Below are 22,589 nucleotides of genomic sequence, written 5' to 3' on the forward strand. Positions count from 1 at the left end.
TAGGGGATTAAAGTCATGTACGCGGCTTGTCAGCAAACAACAACCGCGGCCGCTCCTTGAATTGCAATCCTGTCTTGGCCTTGCACCCTGCTATTTGTAGGGATCGGCGGCATCGCGCAAGCCGTCTCCTAAAAAGTTGAACGCCAGAATGACCAAAATTACCGGAACCATGGGGAAAAGAAGCCATGGATAGAAGGCAATCACGCTGACGCTCCGAGCTTCAGTCAAAAGAATCCCCCAGCTGGTGATCGGAGGGCGAAGGCCCAGCCCCAGGAAGCTCAGCGCCGTTTCGCCGAGAATCATGCTTGGAACGGAAATGGTCGCGGTGGCAATCAGATGCGACATGAACCCGGGCACGAGGTGGCGACCGATGATGCGCCGGGTGGGCGCACCCATCAGCTGCGCGGCCAGCACATAGTCCTCCTCGCGCAACGATAGAAGCTTGGAGCGCACGGCGCGCGCAAGCCCTGTCCAGTCGAGAATGCCAAGGATGATGGTGATGCCGAAATAGATGAGGATCGGGCTCCAGCTCACCGGCATGATCGCGGCAAGCGCCATCCAGAGCGGCAGGCTCGGCAGTGACTGAAGGATTTCGATCACCCGCTGCACCAGCAGATCGAACAGACCGCCATGATAACCGGCCAAGCCGCCGATGATGATACCGAGCACGAAGCTGACGGAGATGCCGATCAGCCCGATCGTTAGGGAGATGCGCGCGCCATAGATGATGCGCGACAACACGTCGCGACCCAGCCGGTCGGTCCCAAGCAGATACATCTGTCCACCGACGGCCGGGCAAACCAGATGAAAGTTCGAATCCAACAGCCCCCAGAAGGGGTAGGCATCGCCACGACAGAAGAAGCGGATCGGCTGCACGTCGGCGGGATTCTCGGTGTAGTTCCGGCGCAGCGTATCGATATCGAGCGCCATCTTGCGACCATAGACGAATGGACCGACGAACTCGCCTTTATTGAAGAGGTGAATCGCCTGCGGTGGCGAATGGATATAATCGACGTTTCGCGTGTGAAGCCCATAGGGCGCGAGGAATTCCGCAATCACGATCATGCCGTAGAACAGCAGCAGGAAAATACCTGATGCAAGTGCAAGCTTGTGCTTCTTGAACTTCCACCACATGAGACGCTTCTGCGAGGCCAGATAATAGCGCGTCTGGCCGGCGGACATGGCTTCGAACTGGTCCGGATCGAAATCCGCCTTCGAGACATAATGTTCGAGGGGCGCCCCGGGGCGCGGCAGGGGTGCGGTCACTTTGTGCTCCTGCCTTGCAAGCGGATGCGCGGATCGAGAAAGCCGAGGGCGATATCGGAGATCAGCACCCCGATAACGTTGAGGAAGGCCAGAAACATCAGGAATGAGCCGGCAAGATACATGTCCTGGCTCTGCAACGCCCTGATCAGCATCGGACCCGTCGTTTCAAGCGACAGAACAATGGCGGTGATTTCCGCGCCCGAGATGATTGACGGCAGGATCGAACCGATATCGGCGACGAAGAAGTTCAACGCCATGCGCAGCGGATATTTCACCAGCGCCCTCAAAGGATGCAGACCCTTGGCGCGCGCGGTGATGACATATTGCTTCTGCATCTCGTCAAGCAGGTTGGCGCGAAGACGGCGGATCATGCCGGCCGTCCCGGCCGTGCCGACGATGATAACCGGAATCCAGAGATGCGAGAGGATCGAGCGCGCCTTTTCCCAGCTCATCGGCTGCGACAGATATTTCTGATCCATCAGATGGCCGATGGACACACCGAACCAGACATTGGCGAAATACATCAGGATCAGCGCCAGCATGAAATTCGGAATGGCGATGCCGAGCAGCCCGAGGAAGGTGAGGCCGTAGTCGCCCCAACTGTACTGATGGGTGGCGGAATAGATGCCGATCGGGAAGGCGATCAGCCACGTCAGAAGGATCGTCGTCATCGACACGAGGATGGTCAGCCACAACCGGTCGCCGACCACATCCGATACCGGCAGCTGATATTCGAAGGAATAGCCGAAATTGCCATGCAGCATGCCGGCGACCCAACGGACATATTGCACCGCGATCGGCCGGTCGAGCCCGTATTCGTGGCGGAGATCCTCTATTTCCTGCAGGTTTGCAGTTTCGCCCTGAGCGCGCAACTCGGCAATCTGGCTTTCGAAGAAATCGCCCGGCGGCAACTGGATGATGGTAAAAACCAGCATCGAGATCACGAGCAATGTCGGGATCATCACCGCGATACGCCAGATAATATACTTAAGCATTGGGTCGATCCTCCTTCATCCAGAAGGTATCCGGCATGTAGACGCCGAGATAACAGGTTGGATCGAAACCATAGAGCGCTTTTTCGGGCACATTCTGCATGCGCGCCGAATGCACGATCGGCTGGAGCGTGGCATTGATCAGGCCGATGGAGAAAACCTGATCGCTATAGATCGCCAGCATCTGGTGCCAGATCTCGGCGCGCTCGAAGGAGGAGGCTGCCGTTTCCCATTCGCCAAGCAGTTTGACCAATTTTGCTGCTTCCGCCACGTCGGGCGCCGCCCCCTGGGTCTGACGCGACAGATAGTACATGCCCCAGAGCGGCCATTGCATCTGGTCGTCCATGGTCGGTGCGAGTTCGCCGGGATTCATGTCGGCCGTGGGCACGCCATTGTCGAGGCCGTACCAAAGTGACATCAGAATCCGGCCGCCCATGGCGCGGCTGCGAAAGATATCGCGCTGCGACACGCGGGTATAAAGCGCGATGCCGACCTTGCGCCAATGATCGGTGACCAGCTCCAGAACGTCGGAATCCAGCGTGCTTTCGCCGGGCGTCTCCACGGTGATCTCCATTCGCCGGCCGTCCGGCAAAAAGCGCGTGCCATCCTCGTCACGCTTGTCGAGACCAGCCGCATCGAGCAACGCATTGGCCTGATCCGGATCATGGGAGATCCAGGCCGAGGCATATTCCGGTTTGTAGAGGGGGCTGTCCGGCAGAATAGTGTCGGCACTTTCCGTCCCGAGGCCGTAGAAGACAGCCATGTTGATCTCATGGCGATCGATCGCCAGCGACAGCGCCCGGCGCACTCTCACGTCGCGAAGAACATCCCGCCAGACCGGATCGGCGCTGTTCAGGTTCGGAAACAGCGCAACGCGCGAACCGCGCGCCATTTTCCATAGATTGACCTTGATCGGATAACGCTTCTCCGCATCCTTCAGGAAGGTATAGTCGTTGAAGTCGATCCCGGTCGCCTGCAGATCGCTTTCACCCGCACCGGTCTTGGCGGCAATGATTGCCGACGAGCTGATGTTCAGGATGAAACGGTCGATATAGGGCAGCTGCCGGCCGTTTTCATCGACGCGGTGGAAATAGGGATTGCGCTCGAAGACGAACTGCTCGGCCGGCGGCGGCGTCGTGTTTCGCCAAGGGTCCAGCACCGGCAGATTGGGATTCTCGGGCCGATAGGCCCGGCCCATCTTGATATGGAGATCCTGCCATTTCTTCACCCGGTTTTCCTGTATCAGCGAAGAAAGACGAATGCTGTCCTGATATTTCTTGTGGAACTGCTTCAGATAATGGCCGGGGCCGAGAATGACGAGAGGCTGCGGCGCGGCCAGGCTCGGCAGGAAATCCGGATTGGGATCGTCCCAGGAATAGCGTACCGTCAGCTCGTCGAGCACCTCGAAACGCGGCAGGTTGCCGTGCGGGCGCAATTCCAGAGCGCCGCCGCCGGGCGTCAGCTGCTTGTTGAGGATGACATCTTCCCACCAATAGCGGAAATCGTTCGACGTCAGGGGATGGCCATCAGACCATTTGTGCCCGTCACGCAGCTTGAAGGTGAAGACCGTATCGTTGACCGCGGAAAAGGACTCGAGAATATCCGGCTGGAGCGACAGGGTGCGGTCATACCCGACAAGGCGGGCATAGCCATAGATCGTCATGAAGCGGATATCGTTCTGGCTGCCGATGATGGTGCGCACGGAACCGCCATAGCGGCCCGGCGTACCACCCATGGCGGCGACGCTGACAATGCGCGGAAATTTCGGCAGGCGCTTGGCAAGATGCGGCATCTGGCCGGCCCTCAGCCAATCGGCGAGATAATCCGGCTCGTTGTCGACATCCGCCGCCATAAGAGGCTGCGGCAGTACGGTAGAGGCCAATAGGCCAAGGAAGGTTCGACGAGTTACCACGTGCGCAACTCCTGAACGTCGACGCCGCGGCGAGCGCGAACGAAATGGCCGCCGCCGAGATCCGCATAGGCAAGCTCCCCATCCGCTCCCTCCGAGAATTGCGGCCCCCATTTCTGTCTGGCGGCCGGACCCTCGCTGTTCAGGGCGGAGAAATTGAGCGGCCGGTCGAGATCGGGGAATGGGACGGCCGCAAGCAGCGAGCGGGTGTAGGGATGGACGGGTTCGCGGAGGATGATTTCGCGCGGCGCGATTTCGACGATGCGACCTCGCGCCATGACCGCGATGCGATCGGCCATATAGTCGACCACGGCGAGATTGTGCGAGATGAACAGATAGGTAAGCCCAAGTCCCCTTTGCAAATCCTTGAGAAGATTGAGGATCTGCGCCTGCACCGAAACGTCGAGCGCCGAAACGGGCTCATCCAGGATTAGGAGTTGCGGCCCAAGAGCCAGGGCGCGTGCGATGCCGATACGCTGGCGCTGTCCCCCGGAAAAGCTGTGGGGATAACGGCTCAGATAATGCTTATCGAGCCCGATCGCCTGCATCAACGCCTTGACCTTCTCCTTGCGGTCGGCGCTATCGCCATGCCCGTGGATCTCCAAGGGTTCGCTCAAAATATTGCGGATCGTCATGCGCGGCGAAAGAGACGAAACCGGATCCTGGAAAACCATCTGTATCTTTGTGCGCAGGTCCATCAGCGCATCGCCCTTGGCGGCGAGCACATCGATCTGGCCGTCGCCACCGTTGAAGCTGACCGATCCGCTGTCTGCTGTGACGGCCCGCATGAGGATCTTGCTCACCGTCGTCTTGCCGCAGCCGCTCTCGCCGACAAGGCCCAGACACTCGCCGCGGCGGATATCGAAACTGACGTCATCAACAGCGCGGAACTTCGTGCCATCCCGCCGGCCGAACAGCCCGCCGGCCTTCGTGCCATAGGTCTTGGTCAGATTGCGCACGCTGAGCAGGATCTCGGGTGCTGCCTTGCCGGCCGTGCTCGAACCGCCGCTGATGAGCTTCTTCTTGCCGGAGAAGGTGCCGAGATTGACGGGAACGTCCCGCAGGGATTTCAGCCGTTCGCCTGGCTTCATGTCGAAATGCGGCACTGCTGCCATCAAAGCCTTCAGATAGCGATGCTGCGGCTGGCGGAAGATCGTCTCGACAGGCCCTGCCTCCATGATCTCGCCGTGATAGATGACGACCACCTCGTCGGCCATGTTGGCAACGACGCCGAGATCATGGGTGATCAAAAGCATCGCCATGTTGAAGGTCTGCTGAAGATTGCGCAGCAGGCCGAGGATCTGCGCCTGGATGGTGACGTCCAACGCCGTCGTCGGCTCGTCGGCAATCAGCAGGGCCGGATTGCAGATCAGCGCCATGGCGATCATCGCACGCTGACGCATGCCGCCCGAGAGCTCGAAAGGATAGCGGTCGAAGGTGTGGAAGGGATCCTGGAAGCCGACAAGGCTCAGCATTTCCTCGGTCTTCTCGCGCTGCTCGGCCCAGCTGATTCCTGGGGTGTGGATGCGAAGCGCTTCGCTGATCTGGTTGCCGACGGTGTGCAGCGGCGACAGCGAGGTCATCGGCTCCTGAAAGATAGTGGCCATGCGCGCGCCGCGCAGCTTGCGCATCGCAATGCCATCGCGCGGTAGCTGAAGGAGATCGGTGGTCTGGCGGTCGAGCGGATCGGTAAAGAGAATGCGGCCGGTTGCCTGCGCCGCATTCGGGAGGATTCCCATGATCGACTGACTGATGATCGACTTGCCGGAGCCGGATTCGCCGACCAAGGCCGTGACCTTGCCGGGAAGCACCCTCAGATTGGCATTTTTGACGACACGCAGTTTGTCCCCATAAAGCGAGAACGAGACGTCGAGGTTCTCAATACGCAGCAGATCAGTCTCAGACGCCATACCAAATTGCTTCCCGCTCACATGACCTTTGTGGCCTTATACGGCACACTAACGTAGGCCATAACGGGTGTCTAGCTGGTCAAAGTGCTGGCGAGACTGTTAAAAAACTGTCGTGTTTCCAGTGATGTATCGGCTTGTGCTGACCTAGCCAGCCGCGGAGATCATGGAGCGAGCTTTTCGACTTGAAGACGGCTTTCGAACTTCTTGGCATCCCTGTGCAGCAGAATGACCTGCTCGGCCTCGGACAAGGCATCGATTGTCGCATCATGGAAGATCTCCGTCGTGCCGTTGGCAATGGTGCTGGCCTTCGGGGAAACGACGGTGAAGCGCTGGCGCACGCCTCTTAGCTTCTCTTCGCCGAGCGTGCCCCATTCGCTGCCGGTGTAGCCGGAGAATGCCTGGCTCGCGACCACTTCGGTCCCATATTTCTTGGTGAGGGACTGCAACCGTTCCACTTCGTTGACGGCGGCACCGAAGGCCGAGAAGGTGAGGCGATCCTTCAGCCCGACATTGCCGAACATAACGTTGCCGACATGCAGGCCGATGCCATAGCGCACTTCGCTCAGGCTGCGAGCCTGACGATCCTTGTTCAGCGCGGCAACGCGGCGCTGGGCCTCGAACACCGCCGACAGCGCCGCCTCGCAGGCGACTTTGGACGGATCCTTATGCCGTCCGCAGGGATAGACGGCGAGAAATCCATCGCCGAGAAAGCTCAGGATTTCGCCGCCGTTGCGGTTGAACGGCGCGGCAATGGCATCGAAGAATTCGTTCAGCGTATCGATATAGGCCTGCCGCCCTTCCTTTTCGGCATAGACGGTCGATTGCCGCATGTCCCCCATGACCAGTGCTGCACGGATCGTCTCGCCGTCGCCGCGGCGGATCTGGCCGTTGAGCACGCGTTTGCCGGCATCGCCACCGAGATAGGTGGTCAGCATGTTGTTGGCGAGTTTGCCGAGAACCGCCATCTTGGCGGCCATGGCAAGATGGTTCTGCATGCGCATCAGCGCGCCGATCATCTCTTCGCTGAAGCCGCCGACGCTGTCTGTCGACCAGGACCCCATCATGCCCTGGACTGAGCCGGCGCCGAAGGTCTGCACGAAGGCCAGGTAGTCCGTCACCTTCTCCTTGCGCAGGTCCTCGAAAACCGGAAACTCCAGAGGACCGTCGGTGTCGATCCGGCGGCGCAGGTGCAGGAGACCGTTGGACAGAAGATAGTAATAGGGGCTCTGCATGAAGCGTTCCGGCTTGTCGTTCACATGCCGGTAGCCCTCGATCGTCAATCCGCCGGCCCGACGCCAGGTGAAGCCAAGCGCGTCATAGAGGGGATGCAACATCGAAAAGGTCAGATGCACGCGCGCGACCGGAAGGCCGGAAGCCGCCATGCGCTCGCAGAAACCGCGAACGATGCTCTCCAGATTCTCGCCCGTCAGCGCCGCCTGGGTCAACCATTCAGCAACCTTGTCGAGAAGAATATCGGAAACAGTAGAATGAACGGTCATTTTTTCCGCGGCCTATCCTTGCGATTCCCAATGCTCCGCCCCGGCAATACGCCGGACGCCATATACTGCGGGCTGATCGCCAGCAGCAACACCGGCCCATCGGCTGAGGTCGGATGAAATAATTATGCGACAGACGACGGCGCTCTCCCCCAGAAACTCTGGATAGCGCCGGCGCCATAAAAGATTTGGCTGCACTTTTTCCCTCGCGCCAGACGCATAAAGGTGCAGCAGAAGACAGCCGGCAAAACTACCGACTCTCGTTTTGTTCCCCTTCAGATAGGGCGAAAATGCGGCTCAAACAATGGGCGAGACCGACATGGGCCGATAAAATCACTGTCGCGCTGACATGCTCGGCATGCAAACGCGGCAGCAGGACCTGCTATCGCCGCGCGCGGCCGGAATCATTCGCCGGCTGCAAGTTCGGATGGTTGCTTGCCTCGCAACGCCATGGCCGCCATTGCATAGCCGCCACTGGCGCCATCGATGAAATGCATATGATCACGCATCAGCGGCGTTGGCACGAAGCAGGTCATCAGAGCACTGTCCTGGCGATGCAGCCCGTAGCGGCAGATGCCTTCGGCCTCGGCTTGACGCAGACGCGCCTCGATGCGCGAGAGCTGCGCCGCATCGACATCGATGGTCATCTTCAGGCCATCGTCAAACTTACGAAAATCGGAGTTCGCGGCGAGATCGCGCCTGTAGACCTTGGCGTCAAAAGTCGCCACACGGAGCCCGAACTTGTCGAGGATGTAAACGGCAACGATCTGCAGGGCAACAGCAATCTTGCGGCGCCAGCGATCGGCGGGCGCAGCCGAGGCACGCGCCTCGATGTCGGCACCGTCGAAGATCAGCGACGGCGTCGGTCCCTCGACCGGCACGGGATGGGCGTCACGGCTTTGCTCTCTGGAAATGGCGATGATATCTGCGACGAGCTGCTGGAATTTCGCGCTGTTGCCGCTATTGCCGGGGACCGCGATGATCGAAACGATCTCGCCATTATGGGCCTTGATCGGATTCCAACGACAGGACAGGCCTGTGAGGTCCGGTCGCGCCTCCGCTGCTGCCGCCTCGACGATGAAATTTCCCGCCTTCATCTGCCTTTCCGCCCAGCTCGTGCCGCCACCGAAGAACATGGCGTAGGAGACATACTCGCTCGGATTGAAACGAGCGACCATAACGTCCAGCCCCTCGCCACGAACGGCCGACATGGGTACGAGCGCCGTGCGCAGATCGAGCTGCAACTCTTCCTTGACCCACGCCCGCACCGCTGCAAGCGCCTGCCGCACCCGCGCTTCTCCCGATGGCGGTATGGCGACCAAGGCGCCATCGCCACCGAAAACGAAGGGATAGTCGCCCTTGTCCAACGCGTTGAGCACAGCGGAAATCACGCTGGCGCCGGCCATGTTGACGGATTTGTAGTGACCGGAGGCAATGGCCTTGGTCGAGCTGACGATATCCGCGACCGCCAGCAACCAGCCATCCGGAAGGGGTCGGTAGTTGGCGCTGTCGGTAACGCCCTCGAAACGAGTGAAACCCGTCAATTTATGAAAGAAATCATCGTTGGATGGTTCGGCCATGACGGTTCCCCCTTTCACGAGCGCCGCGACAATCTATCCCTACAGCAAACACGCCGAAAAGCCAGTCGACGGTCGACGCGGCAATGCTGGCCGTGCTACGTCGACTAGGTAAGAGGCACCCAAAAGCCAAGGATAAGACAGATACGATGAGCCGCCTGGATAGTTTCATTCGCCGCCTGAGTGCGCAACGCGACATCCTCAATGCCGTTGCCGACGAGGTCAGAGCGCTCGATGGTCCAGTGCTGGAACTGGGCCTCGGCAATGGCCGCACCTTCGACCATCTTCGCGAGCTTTTCCCCGATCGCCGCATCATCGCCTTCGACCGGGCGATCAACGCCTACGGCCCGTCCATGCCGACGGCCAGCGACCTCATCCTGGGTGAAATCAAGGATACTGCCACGGATTTCATCGGCGCAGGCGCCTCGCTTGCCCATGCCGATATCGGCACCGGCTACGAAGACAAGGATGCTGTGACGTTGACATGGCTGCCCCAGACCATGGCCGGCGTGCTTGTCTCAGGCGGGCTTGCGGTCAGCGGCCTGCCCCTCGACCACTCCGATCTCGAAGCGCTGCCCCTGCCCGACAGCGTCAAGGAAGGACGCTATTTCATCTATCGGCGCAAATAGCTTCAACGCAAAAAGAGAACATCGAACTGGTCGCCTTCAGTCGGCAGATCGACCACCTTCATGACTTGCTCGCGGTCTTCGAAGAAGGCCAGGCACTCGCTATAGTGACCGGCCAGGTCCGCAATGAAGGCCTTGGTCTGGTCCTTGCCGTAGAAAGCCGGCGTGAATTCCATATAGAGCGGCACCTTGCGGGCCATCAGTGCCTGCATCGATCGGCAGGCGACGGGCTCGTAGCCTTCGATATCCATCCAGATCAACCCGACATCGGTGGGGTCGGCTTCGGCCTGCGCAAGAATATCGGCGACCGGACGGACGGGAACCAAAATCTTCTCGTCGCTTGCGCTTTGGCGCAAGGCGCTGCTTTTGCCATGGTTCTTGTGGTTCAGATAGAAGTCGAGCTGCCCGCCGCGGTCACCGGCGGCGCAATTGACCGCAGTCACCATCTCCTGAAAGCCGTTGTCGGCGATATTGGCGGACAACAGGCGAAAATTGCGCGGATCGGGCTCGACGGTGACGATGCGGTCGTAGGCACCGCTAAGGGCAAAATAGCAGGTCTGCGTGCCGATATTGCCGCCAAGCTCCAACAGGACCTTTCCCTTGTGCAAAAGGCCGCGCTCGCGCAGCACGCTCAGCAGCCGGTCGACATGATCGCGCTCGAAATGCCCTTTGCGAAAGACCTTGCGGCCAATGTAGTCGGCCGGCGAAAAACTTAAGACATGATCGCCGCAGTCCACCGTCATCGTCTTGACGCGCGGGCCGAGCGCACTGATGAGGATATCGCGGCCAAGGCGCGTGTCGAAGAGGCGCGTGGCGATCGCGTCGCGCTTCCTGCGAAAGGCGCGCCGCCAGTATTTTCTCGTGAGGATATTGTGGTCGAACATGGGTGCAATCCCTACACCACGGCTTTCCCGTTGCAAACCGGGGCGTCGAGCAGCGCGAGGCTGTCGGCGAGGCGGCTCGAAAAATCAGGCAAAGCGGCTGCTCGCTTCTTTCGAAACGATATAGACCCGCAAAGGCTCGCCGCGGCCGCGAACGGCAATCTCACGGCTTTCGACGCCTGTGATATCGACCTCGGAGAGCTGGGCCACCGGCTCCGAAAAGACCAGCGTGCTGTTGAATTCCTTGGCAACGCTTTCGAGGCGGCTGGCGACATTGACCGTATCGCCGATCGCCGTCACGTTCTTCACACTGCCATATCCCATTGAGCCAACCACCGCCGAACCAGCGTGGATGCCGATGGCGATCTCCAGCGGCGCGGCCAACTCATCCGCCAGCTCCGCGCTGAGCTTGTCGATTTCCCGGACGATCGCCGCCGCCGCTTTCAAAGCCTGACGGTTCGCTTCCTTCGGTGTCGTACGCAGGCCGAACAGAGCCATGGCACCGTCGCCGATGAACTTGTCCATCCGGCCGCCATTCTCCTCGATGATGCGACCGACGATGGCGAAATAGCGGTTGAGCAGGAAGACGATGTCGAAGGGAAGGCGCGCTTCCGTCAGCGCGGTGAAATGGCGCAGATCGCAGAAGAACACGACGATCTCGCGCTCACGGCCCGGGCTGGCGGTTTGGCTGTAGACCGGCATCGTCGCTTCGGCCATCGGCGTCAGAAGCGGCACGACGCTGACGTTTCCGGTCGGGCGCAACTGGCAGGCGAGACGGATATCCGGAGTGGCGCCGATGCGGTTCAGCGTCTTCTGCTCCAGTGCCTCCGGCGGCGGCAGATTTTCGGCGCCCTCGATGATCTGCACGCGGCAGGTGGAGCATTGGCCCTTACCGCCGCAAACGGAATAATGCGGAATGCCGCCGAGGCGGCTTGCCTCGAGCACGCTGAAACCACGCGGCGCATGCACGACCTCGCCGCCCGCATAGCGGATGGCGACCTGATATTGCCGCTCGCGCAATCTGCGGTGAGCGCGAAAACCGAAGAGACCGACGATCGACAGGCTGAAGGCACCGTAGAATGCGGCGCGGTAAGGCCACAGGGCATCGGCCATCTGGCTGCCCGGTACGGAGCCCTTCTCGCCAAAGCTTCGCATGTCGCTGTAATAGCCGCCAGCATAACCGCGCTCGTCCTCCTCGGCTGCTTCATACGCTACGGTCTTGCCCATCGCCGCGAAGCCAAGCAGGGCGAGAACCGGAAGAACGATGGCGAAGGACAAGAGGACAGGGCCAACCGCCGTATACCAGGGGCGATAGCGCAGCCAGAAATGAACGCCGATACAACCATGAACCCAGACGATGATCAGCAGGAATGACTGGCGCAGGCCATTGGCGGGCGTTGTCAGCCATAGGCTGTGGACTATCGCCTTATACGTATCGTGATAGCCGTAAACATCATGCACGATACGCGTGGCAACGATGTGATCGATCAAAAGGAGCGGCACCAGCAGACCTGTGACGATCTGAAACGCTTCGCCAGCCGGCATGACGAGCGTGCGACGCCGATAAAGAAGCCTCAGCACAAGCAGGATGTGCACCAGCAGCGCACCATAGAGAAGCACGGTTCCAACCGGATTGCGCCAGACGGTCATGAACCAATGCTGTGCACGCTCGGCGGTGCCGAGAGAAATCAACCCGAGGGAGTGATTGGCCAGATGCATGATCACGAAAGTAAAAACGATCAAGCCGGAGCCAAGGCGGAACTTTCGCACGAGACGGTCGGAAATGATTGGCTTTCTTGCCTCGATAGTCATCAAACCCAATGTATATTATCCGTTCACAACAGAAGCGAAAACGGTTATCGCCTATCATCTAGCTGCAGAGCCGCATGCTGTCGAGGATGCGGCTTTTTGAAGCAGGGATTTTATTGTCACGCAACCGGTCGGAATTCGGGCAATCCTCTCACAATTCAGGCTTTTACCATCACTTAATCGTCAACCCCTACCGGCACCATGAAGATCGCATTCTACGCCCCGTTGAAATCACCCGACCACCCGGTGCCCTCGGGCGATAGGTTGATGGCGCGGCAGATCATGACAGTTCTCAGGATGGCGGGACACCAGGTCGATGTCGCCTCCGAACTGCGCAGCTTCACCCCGACCCCGGAAGCGGGATTGCGTGCGGAGATCGCCCGACAGGCCGAGGGCGAGGTGACGCGATTGCTCGGCCGATCACACAGCGAATCGCCGCCCGATCTCTGGTTTACCTATCACCCCTATTACAAGACGCCCGATCTCATCGGCCCGCCGGTCTCCCGGCAATTCGGCATCCCCTACGTCACCGCCGAGGCCTCCTATTCCAGACGCCATGACGACAACGGCTGGGGCGAAAACCAGCGTCTGATCGCCGATGCCGTGCGGTCGGCGGCCGTCAATCTGTGCTTCACCGAGCGGGATCGGATCGGCCTCGTCGACGCAATACCGGATGGCAGATACGAACGCTTTCTGCCCTTCATCGATGCAACGCCTTTCGGGTCGCCCAGGGGTGCCTCTGCCTCCAACAGGCTGATCACCGTTGCAATGCTGCGGCGCGGCGACAAATTCGACAGCTACGTCATGCTGGCCGAGGCGCTCAAACTGATCCGCGATCATGACTGGACACTGACCGTCATCGGCGACGGGCCGATGCGTGCGGAAGTAACGGCACTGTTTTCCACCTTCGACGGAGACCGCATAACGTGGCTCGGAGAGCGCTCGACGCCGGAGATCGCGGCGGAGCTTGCGACTGCCGGGATCTACGTCTGGCCCGGCTGCAACGAAGCCTATGGCCTGGCCTATCTCGAAGCGCAGGCGGCCGGGCTGCCCGTGGTCGCGCAGGCAACGGCGGGCGTGCCGGAAGTGGTGATGGACGGTATTACCGGGCTGCTGACACCGGCGGGCGACCTGAAGGCCTATGCCGATGCCATCGCACAGCTTCTGAACGACGAGGAGCAGCGGCGGATCATGGCAGAGGCAGCGCATGGATTCGTTCACAGGGAGCGCTCTTTGAGCGCGGCGGCAAAGCGGCTTGAAATCATTCTTCGAAAGCATCTGGGAGATACCTATTATGAGCGATAGAGCCGATTGGCAGCCCTTGCGCGACGAGTTGCGGCGTTGGACCGCGGCCGGGCGAAAGGCGAAATTCTGGTTCCGCGACGACGACGCCATCGAACCGACCCCCGCGCTTGACCGGCTGCTGTCGCTTTCGGATCGTTTCGACGTGCCGATGGCATTGGCCGTCATCCCGGGGCCGACCGGAGAGCCGCTGGCGGAACGCCTGGCGAGCCAGAGCCGTGTCACTGTCACCGTGCACGGCTGGACGCACCAGAACTATGCTCCGGATGAAACAAAGAAACAGGAGCTCGGCCTGCATCGCCCGCAGGCGATCGTGCTCGACGAACTGCATCGCGGCTTCGACAAGCTGAAGGCGCTCTATCCCTCGCAGTTTCTCCCCATGCTGGTGCCGCCGTGGAACCGTATCGACGACGCGCTGCTGCCGGAGCTTAGCCCCTTCGGCTATCGCGCGGTGTCTGTCTTCGGGTTGGCAAAGCAGGCGCCGATCACCCTGGTCAACACCCATATCGACATCATGAATTGGCACGGCGTGCGCGGCGGCCTCCCGCATGCCGGATTGATCGGACGCTTGGTAGAAGAACTGAAGAATCGCTTCGACGGCAATGACGAGCCGATTGGCGTGATGACGCATCATCTGGTGCATGACGACGTCGCCTGGGGTTTCGTCGAGGCGCTGTTCGAGGAAACGGCCGGCCACGCCGCCATCGAGTGGCGGCCGGTCGGCAATTTCTTAAGTTAGCGGCTCCGCCCCGAACGAAGCCGCTGCAACGGCGCCTTAGAGCTGCAGCGATTGTCCGTCGAAAGCGGCGAAGGCGCCTGGAAAGCTCTTCTGCGCGTCGCGCTGCATCTCGTCCAGCTCGCGATCCGCGCGCGCCGGTGCATGATGAAACAGGGCCAGTCGTTTGACACCGGCCTTCTTGGCGAGCTTGACGCCTTCCTGCCAGGTGGAATGCCCAAAGCCCAGATGCTTCGGCATCTCCGCTTCCGTATAGGTCGTGTCATAGATCGCGAGATCGGCATCGGCCATCAGGGATAGCGCGGCCTCGTCGAGATACCCGTTATGGTGCTCGGTATCGTAGACCATGGCGATGACGCGACCGGACCATTCGATGCGGTAACCGATGCAACCGCCGGGATGGTTCAGCCGGACCGTATGGATGACGATGCCCGGATGAGGCTTCAGCGTATCGCCAGCGGCGAAATCGCGAAAATTCATCGCGGCACGACAGATGTCGGGCTCGACCGGGAACCAGGGCGGCCGCATGAACTGGCCGATCAGCTGCCGCGTCGTCGTCTTGCCGGCCAGATGGCCCGACCAAAGATCGACGCTCACCCTCGGATCATAGATCGCATTGAAGAAGGGCAGGCCGATAATGTGGTCGTAATGCGAATGGGTGAAAAAGAGATCGATGTTGCGGACCCCTTCTTTTGCAAGCGACACCGCCGCTTCGCGTAACCCGGTGCCGGCGTCGAATAGGATATGCCTGCCGTCATGCCGCAACTCGATGCAGGATGTATTCCCGCCGTAACGCTCAAATTCCGGTCCAGATACGGGTATACTCCCCCGCACGCCCCAGAATTTCAGCTCGAAACTATCGTTGTTCATGGAAGTTTTTACACCATTCCCCTTTCCGTCAAAAAAAGCACACTTTTGCTATCGTGCGAAGCCAGCAATTTCCAAAAGTCGTGCGCTGGTAAAAAACTGGATCCCATCGTTCGGTCGATGCAGATCATCTGGCGAACATTCGCCAACGGATCGCACAGACCTAATATAGGTATGTCATGACAAAATAGATAAGACCCCGTTACTTGCATATCGGTGCGGCGTCCTGGCAGGTATCGGTTCGCGATGGAGCGCGAGAGCTCGCAAGGGACTTTCGTCCTCCTTGCCATCCTTACAGCGTGGCAGCCGACCGTGCCGCCTGCTCATAGTAGCCAGACAGCGCCCTGAGATGCGAGGCGATATCGGAAAGGCCATCCTGCGACAGGCCGGAGACCTTGGTGGCCTCCACCAACAGACGCTCGCGGATTTCGGTGTAACGCGCCAAGGCGTCCAGGCCCTTATCGGTTACCCGGATGGTCTTTTCCTTGCCGACCTTGCCGCTCTTGACGAGACCGGCCGCCTCCAGCTTCTTGATGGCGTAGTTGGCGACATGGGTGTCTTCGATATCGAGCACAAGACACAGATCAGCGAGCGTCTTCGGCCTGTCACGGTGCCGCACGGAATGGATGATCAGGATCTCGACCGGCGAAAGGCCGGGGATGCCGGCGGCCGCCATGCAACGCACTAGCCACCGATTGAACGCATGGGAAAACAGGATCGATCCGTATTCGAGCTCGGACAAGGCAGGCGAACTGCCGTCCGCAAGATGCGCAGACGATACGATCAGTTCACGCGGTCTACTCTTTTCCTCAGACGTCACCAGAGAACTCCTTCCGATCCGGATCAAGGCACTACAGACTTGGCAACGCGTCTATTCGTCCCGCTTTCCATAGCCGCCGCCCGTGGGAGTAACGACGGTGAACGCTTCGCCGGCCTCGAGCACCGTATGGGCAGAGCCGATCAGTTCCTCGACCGTACCGTCATTGCGCCTGACATAGTTGCGCCCGGTCTGGCCCGGCTCGCCCCCCTTTATGCCGAAGGGCGCTACGCGGCGATGGCCTGACAGTACGGCGAATTCCAGCTTTTCGCGGGTGCGGATGGTGCGCTGCGTGCCGTTGCCGGAATTCCACTTGCCTCGCCCACCCGAGTTGGGGCGGATGTGGAAGTCCTCGAGCACAACAGGGAAGCGCGTCTCGAGAATCTCGGGATCGGTAAGACGCGAATTGGTCATATGCGTGTGCACCGCATCGGCGCCATCGAAGCCGGGGCCGGCCGGCGCGCCGGAGCAGATCGTCTCGTAATATTGATAGACATCGTTGCCGAAGGTGAGGTTGTTCATGGTGCCTTGAGCGGCCGCAAGCGCCTCGACCGCGCCGAACAGGCAGTTGGTCACGGCCTGGCTCACCTCGACATTGCCGGCGACGACGGCAGCCGGATATTTCGGCGTCAGCATCGTGCCTTCGGGAATGACGATCCGGATCGGCCTGAGGCAACCGGCATTCATCGGGATATCGGCTTCGACCAGAACGCGGAAGACATAGAGCACGGCAGCCCGCGTCACCGGCTGCGGGGCGTTGAAATTATCGGCACGCTGCGCAGACGTGCCGGTGAAATCCACCGTCGCCTCGCGCTTGTCCTTGTCGATCGAGATCTTGACGACGATCTTGCAGCCCTGATCCATCTCATAGCTGAATTCACCATCCGGAAGGCGGTCGAGAACGCGTCGCACGCTTTCGGCGGCGTTGTCCTGGACATGCCCCATATAGGCATCGACAACCTCTTCGCCGAAGTGGACGATCATCTTCTTGAGCTCGGCGACGCCCTTCTCGTTGGCGGCAACCTGGGCCTTCAGATCGTTGACGTTCTGGGCGAGCGTGCGCACAGGATAGCGCGCGCCCGTGAGAAGCTTCGCCAGCTCCTCCTCGCAGAACCGCCCCCGATCGAGCAGTTTGAAATTGTCGATGTAGACGCCCTCTTCCTCGATATGGGTCGCGAGCGGCGACATCGAACCCGGCGAGATGCCGCCGATATCGGCGTGATGGCCGCGGCTGGCGACCCAGAAGCGGATCTTCTCGCCGACATCGTCGAAGACGGGCGTGCAGACGGTGAGATCAGGCAGATGCGTGCCGCCATTATAGGGCGCATTGATCAGGAACACGTCGCCCGGATGGATAACGGGGTTTTCACGGATCGCGGTTGCGACCGACGCATCCATGGAGCCCAGATGCACGGGCATATGCGGCGCATTGGCGACGAGATTGCCTTCGGCGTCGAAGACGGCACAGGAGAAATCCAACCGTTCCTTGATGTTGACGGAATAGGCGGTGTTCTGCAGCGTCATGCCCATCTGCTCGGCGATCGACATGAAAAGATTGTTGAAGATCTCCAGCATCACCGGATCGGCCTTGGTGCCGATGGCGCTGCGCTCCGGCAGGGCCTTGATGCGCTTGAGGACGATATGATCTTTGGCAGTCAGCTGCGCCTGCCAGCCATCCTCGATAACGATCGTCTGGTTCGGCTCGATGATGATGGCCGGGCCGGTGACAGTCTGGCCGGGCACGATCGCCTGGCGCAGCACGACCGCGGCATCATGGCTTGCGCCGCCGGAATAGAAGATCGCGCGCCTTGCCGCTTCTGCTTCACCTGTGCCAGTCTCGTTGCGCTGGACCGCGATATCGGCGGCAGCACCGCCGATGGTCTCGATCTCCACTGCCTCGACGACCAACGGCTTGCCCTCGGCAACGAAGCCGAAGCGGCGCTTGTGCAGTGTCTCGAACTCGCGGCGCAGGCGCGCGGGATCATCGATTTCGGGAAATGTCGTTTCGACCGCCAGTATGGTGTCGGTACCGGCGTAACGGATATGGGCGCGCTGGACCGTCTTGATTTCGTTTGCGGGGACACCCTGCGCTTCGAGCTCGGGCACGCATTCCCCACGCAGTTCGCTACCAAGTGCGGCGATGGCTGCGGGTGCTGCCTCATCAAGGGGAACGCCGAGCGCCTTCTGGCGCGTTGCCCGGATGTCGGCAAGCCCCATGCCATAGGCGGACAGAAGGCCGGACATCGGATGCAGGAGAATGCTCTTCATGCCGAGCGCATCGGCAACCAGGCAGGCATGCTGTCCGCCGGCGCCACCAAAGCAGTTGAGGGCATAACGCGTCACATCATAACCGCGCTGCACTGAGATCTTCTTGATCGCTTCGACCATGTTGGCAACGGCGATGCGAATAAAGCCGTCGGCGACATCTTGCGGGCTGCGGCCATCGCCGATCCGGGCGGCAAGCTCGGCGAACTTGCCGCGCACCGTATCGACATCGAGCGGCTGATCCTGATTGGGGCCGAAGATCGACGGGAAGAACTCCGGCAACAGCTTGCCAGCCATGACATTGGCGTCGGTCACCGCCAGCGGCCCGCCGTTGCGATAGCAGGCAGGCCCCGGAAAGGCGCCTGCCGAATCCGGACCGACGCGGAAGCGGTCGCCATCGAAATGCAGGATCGAGCCGCCGCCGGCGGCCACCGTATGGATCAGCATCATCGGCGCACGCACGCGCACGCCGGCCACTTCCGTTTCGAAGGCGCGCTCATACTCGCCGTCGAAATGGGCGACATCCGTCGAGGTGCCACCCATGTCGAAGCCGATGACGTTGGTAAATCCGGCCTGCTCGCCGGTTTTCGCAAGGCCGACGACACCGCCGGCCGGGCCGGACAGAATAGCGTCCTTGCCCTGGAACATATCGGCTGCCGTCAAACCGCCGGATGACATCATGAACATGACGCGCGCGCCGGTGCGCGCGACATCGAGCTCGTCGCAGACCTGGCCGATATAGCGTCCGAGCACCGGCGACAGATAGGCATCGATAACGGCTGTGTCACCCCGGCCGACAAGCTTGATCAGCGGCGACACTTCGTGGCTGACGGAAACCTGGTCGAAGCCGATAGACCGAGCGATCCGAGCAACCGCCGCCTCATGCGCGGGAAATTTGTAGGCATGCATGAAGACGATCGCGAGCGAGCGGTAACCCCTAGCAAGAAGCTCACGCAACGCCGCTTCCGCCGCCTTCTCATCAAGAACCAGTTCGACCGTGCCATCGGCCAGCACACGCTCCTCGATCTCGACGACCTCTTCGTAAAGCGCTTCCGGCTTGACGATCTCGGTCGCGAAAATCTTCTTGCGCTCCTGATAGCCGATGCGCAGCGCGTCACGAAAACCCTTCGTCGTTACGAGAGCCAGGCGCTCGCCCTTGCGCTCGAGAAGCGCGTTGGTGGCAACCGTGGTGCCCATGCGCACTTCGCCGATCGTATCGGCGGGGATCGGATCGCCCTTTCCAAGACCGAGATGCAGGCGAATGCCGTGAACGGCGGCGTCGCGATAAGCATCGGGATTTTCCGACAGAACCTTGCGGGCATGGAGAACACCAGATGGGTCGCGCCCGACGACGTCGGTAAAGGTGCCGCCGCGATCGATCCAGAAATCCCAACGACCCGAAATGTTCTCCGACAAATCCGCCTCCAGCAGAACGACGCCTATAACGATAACAATATATCGTTAAATTATCAACGTTTTGTCGTCAACATGAATTGATCAAGCGACGCTCAGCTTCAACACCGTGCGATGTGGTAATCGCTGATAATCTGCGGCAAGAAGCTACGCCTGCTCGGACACGGCCATGTCCAGCGTGTCAACTGACACGCAAGAGGTCGTTCAATTGCATTGTAAAGCCGCGCCACCGTTGACGCATGTCCTAAAAGCGGATGCGCTAGTGCAATCCGCCGACGCCGAGGAAGCGCTCGACGGCTTGGTGATCCTGAGCAAGGGCCTCGGGCGTCCCCTTCCAGGCAAGGCGGCCGCGCTCCAGAATGATGACGTCGCTCGCGAAATCGAGCGCGCTTTGAATGCGCTGCTCCACCAGAAGAATAGTCATGTCGCCTGTTTTGGCGAGCTCGGCGAACGCCGTCATCAGTTCCTCGCAGATGACGGGCGCAAGCCCTTCCAGCGGCTCGTCCAGAAGCAGGACGGAGGGGCGGCCGAGGATCGTGCGGGCAGTCGACAGCATCTGCTGCTCGCCGCCGGACAGCTGACCACCGAGGTTCTTGCGCCGCTCCTTCAGGCGCGGAAACATGTCGTAGGCTTCCTGTATCGCGCTTTTGGGCCGCCCCTTCAGCCCAACGGAGAGGTTTTCCTCCACCGTCAGCGTCGGGAAGACATCGCGCGTCTGCGGCACATAGCCGAGACCCTGATGGGCTCGTTTGGCGCTCGGCAGCCCGGCAATCTCGGCCGAACCCAGTCGGATGTGGCCATCGTAACGGCGCGTCTGGCCGGCAAGCGTTGCCAGCAGCGTGCTCTTGCCCATGCCGTTGCGGCCGAGCACGGCAAGCCTGCCGCCGGCCGGCACGGAAAAGGAAACACCTTCAAGCACCCGTGTCGGTCCATAGCCGGCCGACAGATTTTCCACTTCAAGCGGCGTGGCGGGCATGGGCATAGCTCCCGAGATAGGCTTCGCGCACACGCGCATCCTGCGTCACGTCTTTCGGCGAACCGTCAAAAATGATGGTGCCGGCGGCGAGTACCACCACGCGCTTGGCGAACCGGAAAACCAGATCCATGTCATGCTCGATCATCAGCACGGCGAGATCGGGCGGCAAATCGGCAAGCGCCTGCTCGATGCGGCCGGTATCGCTTTGCGGCACGCCGGCGGCAGGCTCGTCGAGCAGCAACACCTTAGGCTTCAGGGCCATGGCGACAGCGATCTCAAGGAGCCGCTGCTGGCCATAGGCAATCTCGCTGACCTTGCGATGCGCCAGGCCGGCAAGACCGAGCGTGCCGAGCAGTTCTTCCGTCTCGGCCATGACGTCGCGCATGGCAAGGAAGTTGCCGAACATGCGGCCGGAGCGACCCGTCCGCTGCAGGACCGCCATGCCGATATGTTCGGCCGGGGTCATGTCCTGAAACAGCCGGGTCACCTGGAACGAGCGCACCAATCCGCGCCGGACCCGGCCGATGGCGTCGATCCGGTTGACGTTGTGACCGGCGATATGGATCTCACCGGCATCCGGCCGCAGATTGCCGGTGACGAGATTGACGAAGCTGGTCTTGCCGGCGCCGTTCGGGCCGATCAGCGCGACGCGATCCCCCGGCGCCATGGACAGGCTGACGTCATTGGTGACAGTCAAGCCGCCGAAAGCCTTCCTCAGATTTGTGACCTCGAAAATCGCGTTCATAACCGCGCCTCCCTACGGCGAGCGACATAGGCGGCGGCCGTGCCGTAAATGCCCTTAGGCGCGAAGAGAACGACGAGGATCAGCAGTGCGCCGACGATCGTCAGCCAATGGAAGGGATTGGCGGCCGAGATATAGTCTTCGAAGAGCATGAAGATCAGCGTGCCGACAAGCGCGCCGAACAGCGATCCGGTGCCGCCTAGCACGAGCATGACGAGCGCCTCGGCCGACTGCGTGAAGGACAGGCTGTCGAGACCAACCACCTGCGTCGAAATCGCGTTCAATGCGCCGCCGACACCGGCAACGGCGCCGGAAATCACATACATCTTGATCAATGCCGCCTTCGGCGAGGCGCCCATGGCGCGAATACGCAAGGGATCCTGCCGGATGCCGCGACAGAGCATGCCGAACGGTGAGCGCACGAGAAAGCGCAGCAGCACGAGCACGATCAGCAGCAATCCGACGCCATAGATGTAGGCCGTATGCCCATAGAGATCGAATTCGAAACTGCCGAACAGCGGGTCCGGGGAAATGCCCGACAGGCCGTCGCTGCCGCCGGTCCAGCTCGAGGCCTTGTTGGCGAATTCATGGAAGAGGTAGATCAGCGCGATCGACAGCACGAGCTGCGGCAGGCCATGGGCTCGCAGAATGACGATGGAACAGACCAAGCCAGCGACCGCGCCGCCCAGGATGCCGGCAAGCGTCATCAGCAGGGGATCGTTGATGCCGTAATGCGCAGACGCGATGCCGGCGGCATAGGCGCCGGCGCCGAAGAGGGCCGCGTGACCGAGCGTCGCCACACCGCAATAGCCGGTGACCAGATCGAGCGACAGAACCAGAAGCCCAATGGCGATCAGGCGCGTCAGAAGCGCGAGATTGTCCGGAAACAGGATGTAGCCGACGGCGGCCAGCACTACGATAACAGCGACCGCAATCATATCCTGTCCAACAGTACGATGTCTGGTCACGGCGGGGGTGGCCTCTTTTTCCAGTGTCAGCGCCATC

General features: G+C 60.7%; 17 protein-coding genes. 3 read left to right on the forward strand and 14 right to left on the reverse strand.

The annotated features are described in order from the left end of the window. Nucleotides 1-90: 90 nt before the first annotated feature. The 6 genes from GA0061101_RS11340 to GA0061101_RS11365 all read right to left on the reverse strand — a co-directional run bounded on the left by GA0061101_RS11340 (nt 91) and on the right by GA0061101_RS11365 (nt 9,153). The gene (locus GA0061101_RS11340; protein WP_092573589.1) at nt 91-1,266 is read right to left on the reverse strand and encodes an ABC transporter permease; all 1,176 of its coding nucleotides are present in this window, start codon (nt 1,264-1,266) and stop codon (nt 91-93) included. Then, nucleotides 1,263-2,261 carry an ABC transporter permease gene (locus tag GA0061101_RS11345; RefSeq protein WP_037192811.1) on the reverse strand — a complete coding sequence of 333 codons (999 nt, stop codon included), beginning with the start codon at nt 2,259-2,261 and terminating at the stop codon, nt 1,263-1,265. Before GA0061101_RS11345 ends, GA0061101_RS11340 begins: the two co-directional genes overlap by 4 nt. Further along, complete coding sequence (locus tag GA0061101_RS11350) at nt 2,254-4,170, reverse strand: ABC transporter substrate-binding protein (RefSeq protein WP_037192813.1); 1,917 nt, start codon at nt 4,168-4,170, stop codon at nt 2,254-2,256. Before GA0061101_RS11350 ends, GA0061101_RS11345 begins: the two co-directional genes overlap by 8 nt. Next, nucleotides 4,164-6,077 carry an ABC transporter ATP-binding protein gene (locus GA0061101_RS11355; RefSeq protein WP_037192815.1) on the reverse strand — a complete coding sequence of 638 codons (1,914 nt, stop codon included), beginning with the start codon at nt 6,075-6,077 and terminating at the stop codon, nt 4,164-4,166. Before GA0061101_RS11355 ends, GA0061101_RS11350 begins: the two co-directional genes overlap by 7 nt. 161 nt (nt 6,078-6,238) lie before the next feature. Then, on the reverse strand, nt 6,239-7,576 hold the full coding sequence (locus GA0061101_RS11360; protein ID WP_037192818.1) for an adenylate/guanylate cyclase domain-containing protein: 1,338 nt from the start codon (nt 7,574-7,576) through the stop codon (nt 6,239-6,241). 401 nt (nt 7,577-7,977) lie between these two features. After that, nucleotides 7,978-9,153 carry a DUF3095 domain-containing protein gene (locus GA0061101_RS11365; RefSeq protein ID WP_037192821.1) on the reverse strand — a complete coding sequence of 392 codons (1,176 nt, stop codon included), beginning with the start codon at nt 9,151-9,153 and terminating at the stop codon, nt 7,978-7,980. A 146-nt stretch (nt 9,154-9,299) separates the two neighbouring features. On the opposite strand from GA0061101_RS11365, the gene GA0061101_RS11370 reads away from it, so the two are divergent. Further along, nucleotides 9,300-9,779 carry a class I SAM-dependent methyltransferase gene (locus tag GA0061101_RS11370; RefSeq protein WP_037192824.1) on the forward strand — a complete coding sequence of 160 codons (480 nt, stop codon included), beginning with the start codon at nt 9,300-9,302 and terminating at the stop codon, nt 9,777-9,779. 2 nt (nt 9,780-9,781) lie between these two features. Here the strand turns inward: GA0061101_RS11370 and GA0061101_RS11375 are convergent, their stop codons facing one another. Next, complete coding sequence (locus tag GA0061101_RS11375; RefSeq protein ID WP_092573590.1) at nt 9,782-10,660, reverse strand: FkbM family methyltransferase; 879 nt, start codon at nt 10,658-10,660, stop codon at nt 9,782-9,784. Nucleotides 10,661-10,744: 84 nt separating this feature from the next. After that, complete coding sequence (locus GA0061101_RS11380) at nt 10,745-12,469, reverse strand: adenylate/guanylate cyclase domain-containing protein (protein WP_037192831.1); 1,725 nt, start codon at nt 12,467-12,469, stop codon at nt 10,745-10,747. A 198-nt stretch (nt 12,470-12,667) separates the two neighbouring features. Here GA0061101_RS11380 and GA0061101_RS11385 point away from each other — a divergent pair, with 198 nt between their 5' ends. Further along, a complete protein-coding gene (locus GA0061101_RS11385) occupies nt 12,668-13,771 on the forward strand; it encodes a glycosyltransferase family 4 protein (RefSeq protein ID WP_037192834.1) in 1,104 nt (367 codons plus the stop codon). Continuing rightward, the gene (locus GA0061101_RS11390; protein ID WP_037192836.1) at nt 13,761-14,507 is read left to right on the forward strand and encodes a polysaccharide deacetylase family protein; all 747 of its coding nucleotides are present in this window, start codon (nt 13,761-13,763) and stop codon (nt 14,505-14,507) included. Before GA0061101_RS11385 ends, GA0061101_RS11390 begins: the two co-directional genes overlap by 11 nt. Before the next feature lie 36 nt (nt 14,508-14,543). Here GA0061101_RS11390 and GA0061101_RS11395 read toward each other — a convergent pair whose 3' ends face one another. The 6 genes from GA0061101_RS11395 to GA0061101_RS11420 form a co-directional block, all read right to left on the reverse strand. Further along, a complete protein-coding gene (locus GA0061101_RS11395; RefSeq protein ID WP_037192838.1) occupies nt 14,544-15,374 on the reverse strand; it encodes an MBL fold metallo-hydrolase in 831 nt (276 codons plus the stop codon). Nucleotides 15,375-15,663: 289 nt separating this feature from the next. Further along, on the reverse strand, nt 15,664-16,191 hold the full coding sequence (locus GA0061101_RS11400) for a winged helix DNA-binding protein (RefSeq protein WP_037192840.1): 528 nt from the start codon (nt 16,189-16,191) through the stop codon (nt 15,664-15,666). A 51-nt stretch (nt 16,192-16,242) separates the two neighbouring features. Continuing rightward, nucleotides 16,243-19,869 (reverse strand): hydantoinase B/oxoprolinase family protein, encoded by a 3,627-nt coding sequence (locus tag GA0061101_RS11405; RefSeq protein WP_051963313.1) that lies wholly within the window; start codon nt 19,867-19,869, stop codon nt 16,243-16,245. Nucleotides 19,870-20,125: 256 nt separating this feature from the next. After that, the gene (locus tag GA0061101_RS11410; protein WP_037192842.1) at nt 20,126-20,842 is read right to left on the reverse strand and encodes an ABC transporter ATP-binding protein; all 717 of its coding nucleotides are present in this window, start codon (nt 20,840-20,842) and stop codon (nt 20,126-20,128) included. Further along, a complete protein-coding gene (locus tag GA0061101_RS11415; RefSeq protein WP_037192845.1) occupies nt 20,823-21,587 on the reverse strand; it encodes an ABC transporter ATP-binding protein in 765 nt (254 codons plus the stop codon). Before GA0061101_RS11415 ends, GA0061101_RS11410 begins: the two co-directional genes overlap by 20 nt. After that, the gene (locus tag GA0061101_RS11420; protein WP_037192847.1) at nt 21,584-22,588 is read right to left on the reverse strand and encodes a branched-chain amino acid ABC transporter permease; all 1,005 of its coding nucleotides are present in this window, start codon (nt 22,586-22,588) and stop codon (nt 21,584-21,586) included. The genes GA0061101_RS11415 and GA0061101_RS11420 overlap by 4 nt, the downstream gene beginning before the upstream one ends. Nucleotide 22,589 lies beyond the last annotated feature (1 nt).

This window comes from Martinezella lusitana (assembly GCF_900094565.1).
GTDB classification, from domain to species: domain Bacteria; phylum Pseudomonadota; class Alphaproteobacteria; order Rhizobiales; family Rhizobiaceae; genus Rhizobium; species Rhizobium lusitanum.

Coding starts and splice junctions, on each gene's coding strand:
- GA0061101_RS11345 (WP_037192811.1), bottom strand. CDS start 2,261: ATGCTTAAGTATATTATCTGGCGTATCGCGGTGATGATCCCGACATTG.
- GA0061101_RS11355 (WP_037192815.1), bottom strand. CDS start 6,077: ATGGCGTCTGAGACTGATCTGCTGCGTATTGAGAACCTCGACGTCTCG.
- GA0061101_RS11360 (WP_037192818.1), bottom strand. CDS start 7,576: ATGACCGTTCATTCTACTGTTTCCGATATTCTTCTCGACAAGGTTGCT.
- GA0061101_RS11365 (WP_037192821.1), bottom strand. CDS start 9,153: ATGGCCGAACCATCCAACGATGATTTCTTTCATAAATTGACGGGTTTC.
- GA0061101_RS11370 (WP_037192824.1), top strand. CDS start 9,300: ATGAGCCGCCTGGATAGTTTCATTCGCCGCCTGAGTGCGCAACGCGAC.
- GA0061101_RS11375 (WP_092573590.1), bottom strand. CDS start 10,660: ATGTTCGACCACAATATCCTCACGAGAAAATACTGGCGGCGCGCCTTT.
- GA0061101_RS11380 (WP_037192831.1), bottom strand. CDS start 12,469: ATGACTATCGAGGCAAGAAAGCCAATCATTTCCGACCGTCTCGTGCGA.
- GA0061101_RS11385 (WP_037192834.1), top strand. CDS start 12,668: ATGAAGATCGCATTCTACGCCCCGTTGAAATCACCCGACCACCCGGTG.
- GA0061101_RS11390 (WP_037192836.1), top strand. CDS start 13,761: ATGAGCGATAGAGCCGATTGGCAGCCCTTGCGCGACGAGTTGCGGCGT.
- GA0061101_RS11395 (WP_037192838.1), bottom strand. CDS start 15,374: ATGAACAACGATAGTTTCGAGCTGAAATTCTGGGGCGTGCGGGGGAGT.
- GA0061101_RS11410 (WP_037192842.1), bottom strand. CDS start 20,842: ATGCCCGCCACGCCGCTTGAAGTGGAAAATCTGTCGGCCGGCTATGGA.
- GA0061101_RS11415 (WP_037192845.1), bottom strand. CDS start 21,587: ATGAACGCGATTTTCGAGGTCACAAATCTGAGGAAGGCTTTCGGCGGC.
- GA0061101_RS11420 (WP_037192847.1), bottom strand. CDS start 22,588: ATGGCGCTGACACTGGAAAAAGAGGCCACCCCCGCCGTGACCAGACAT.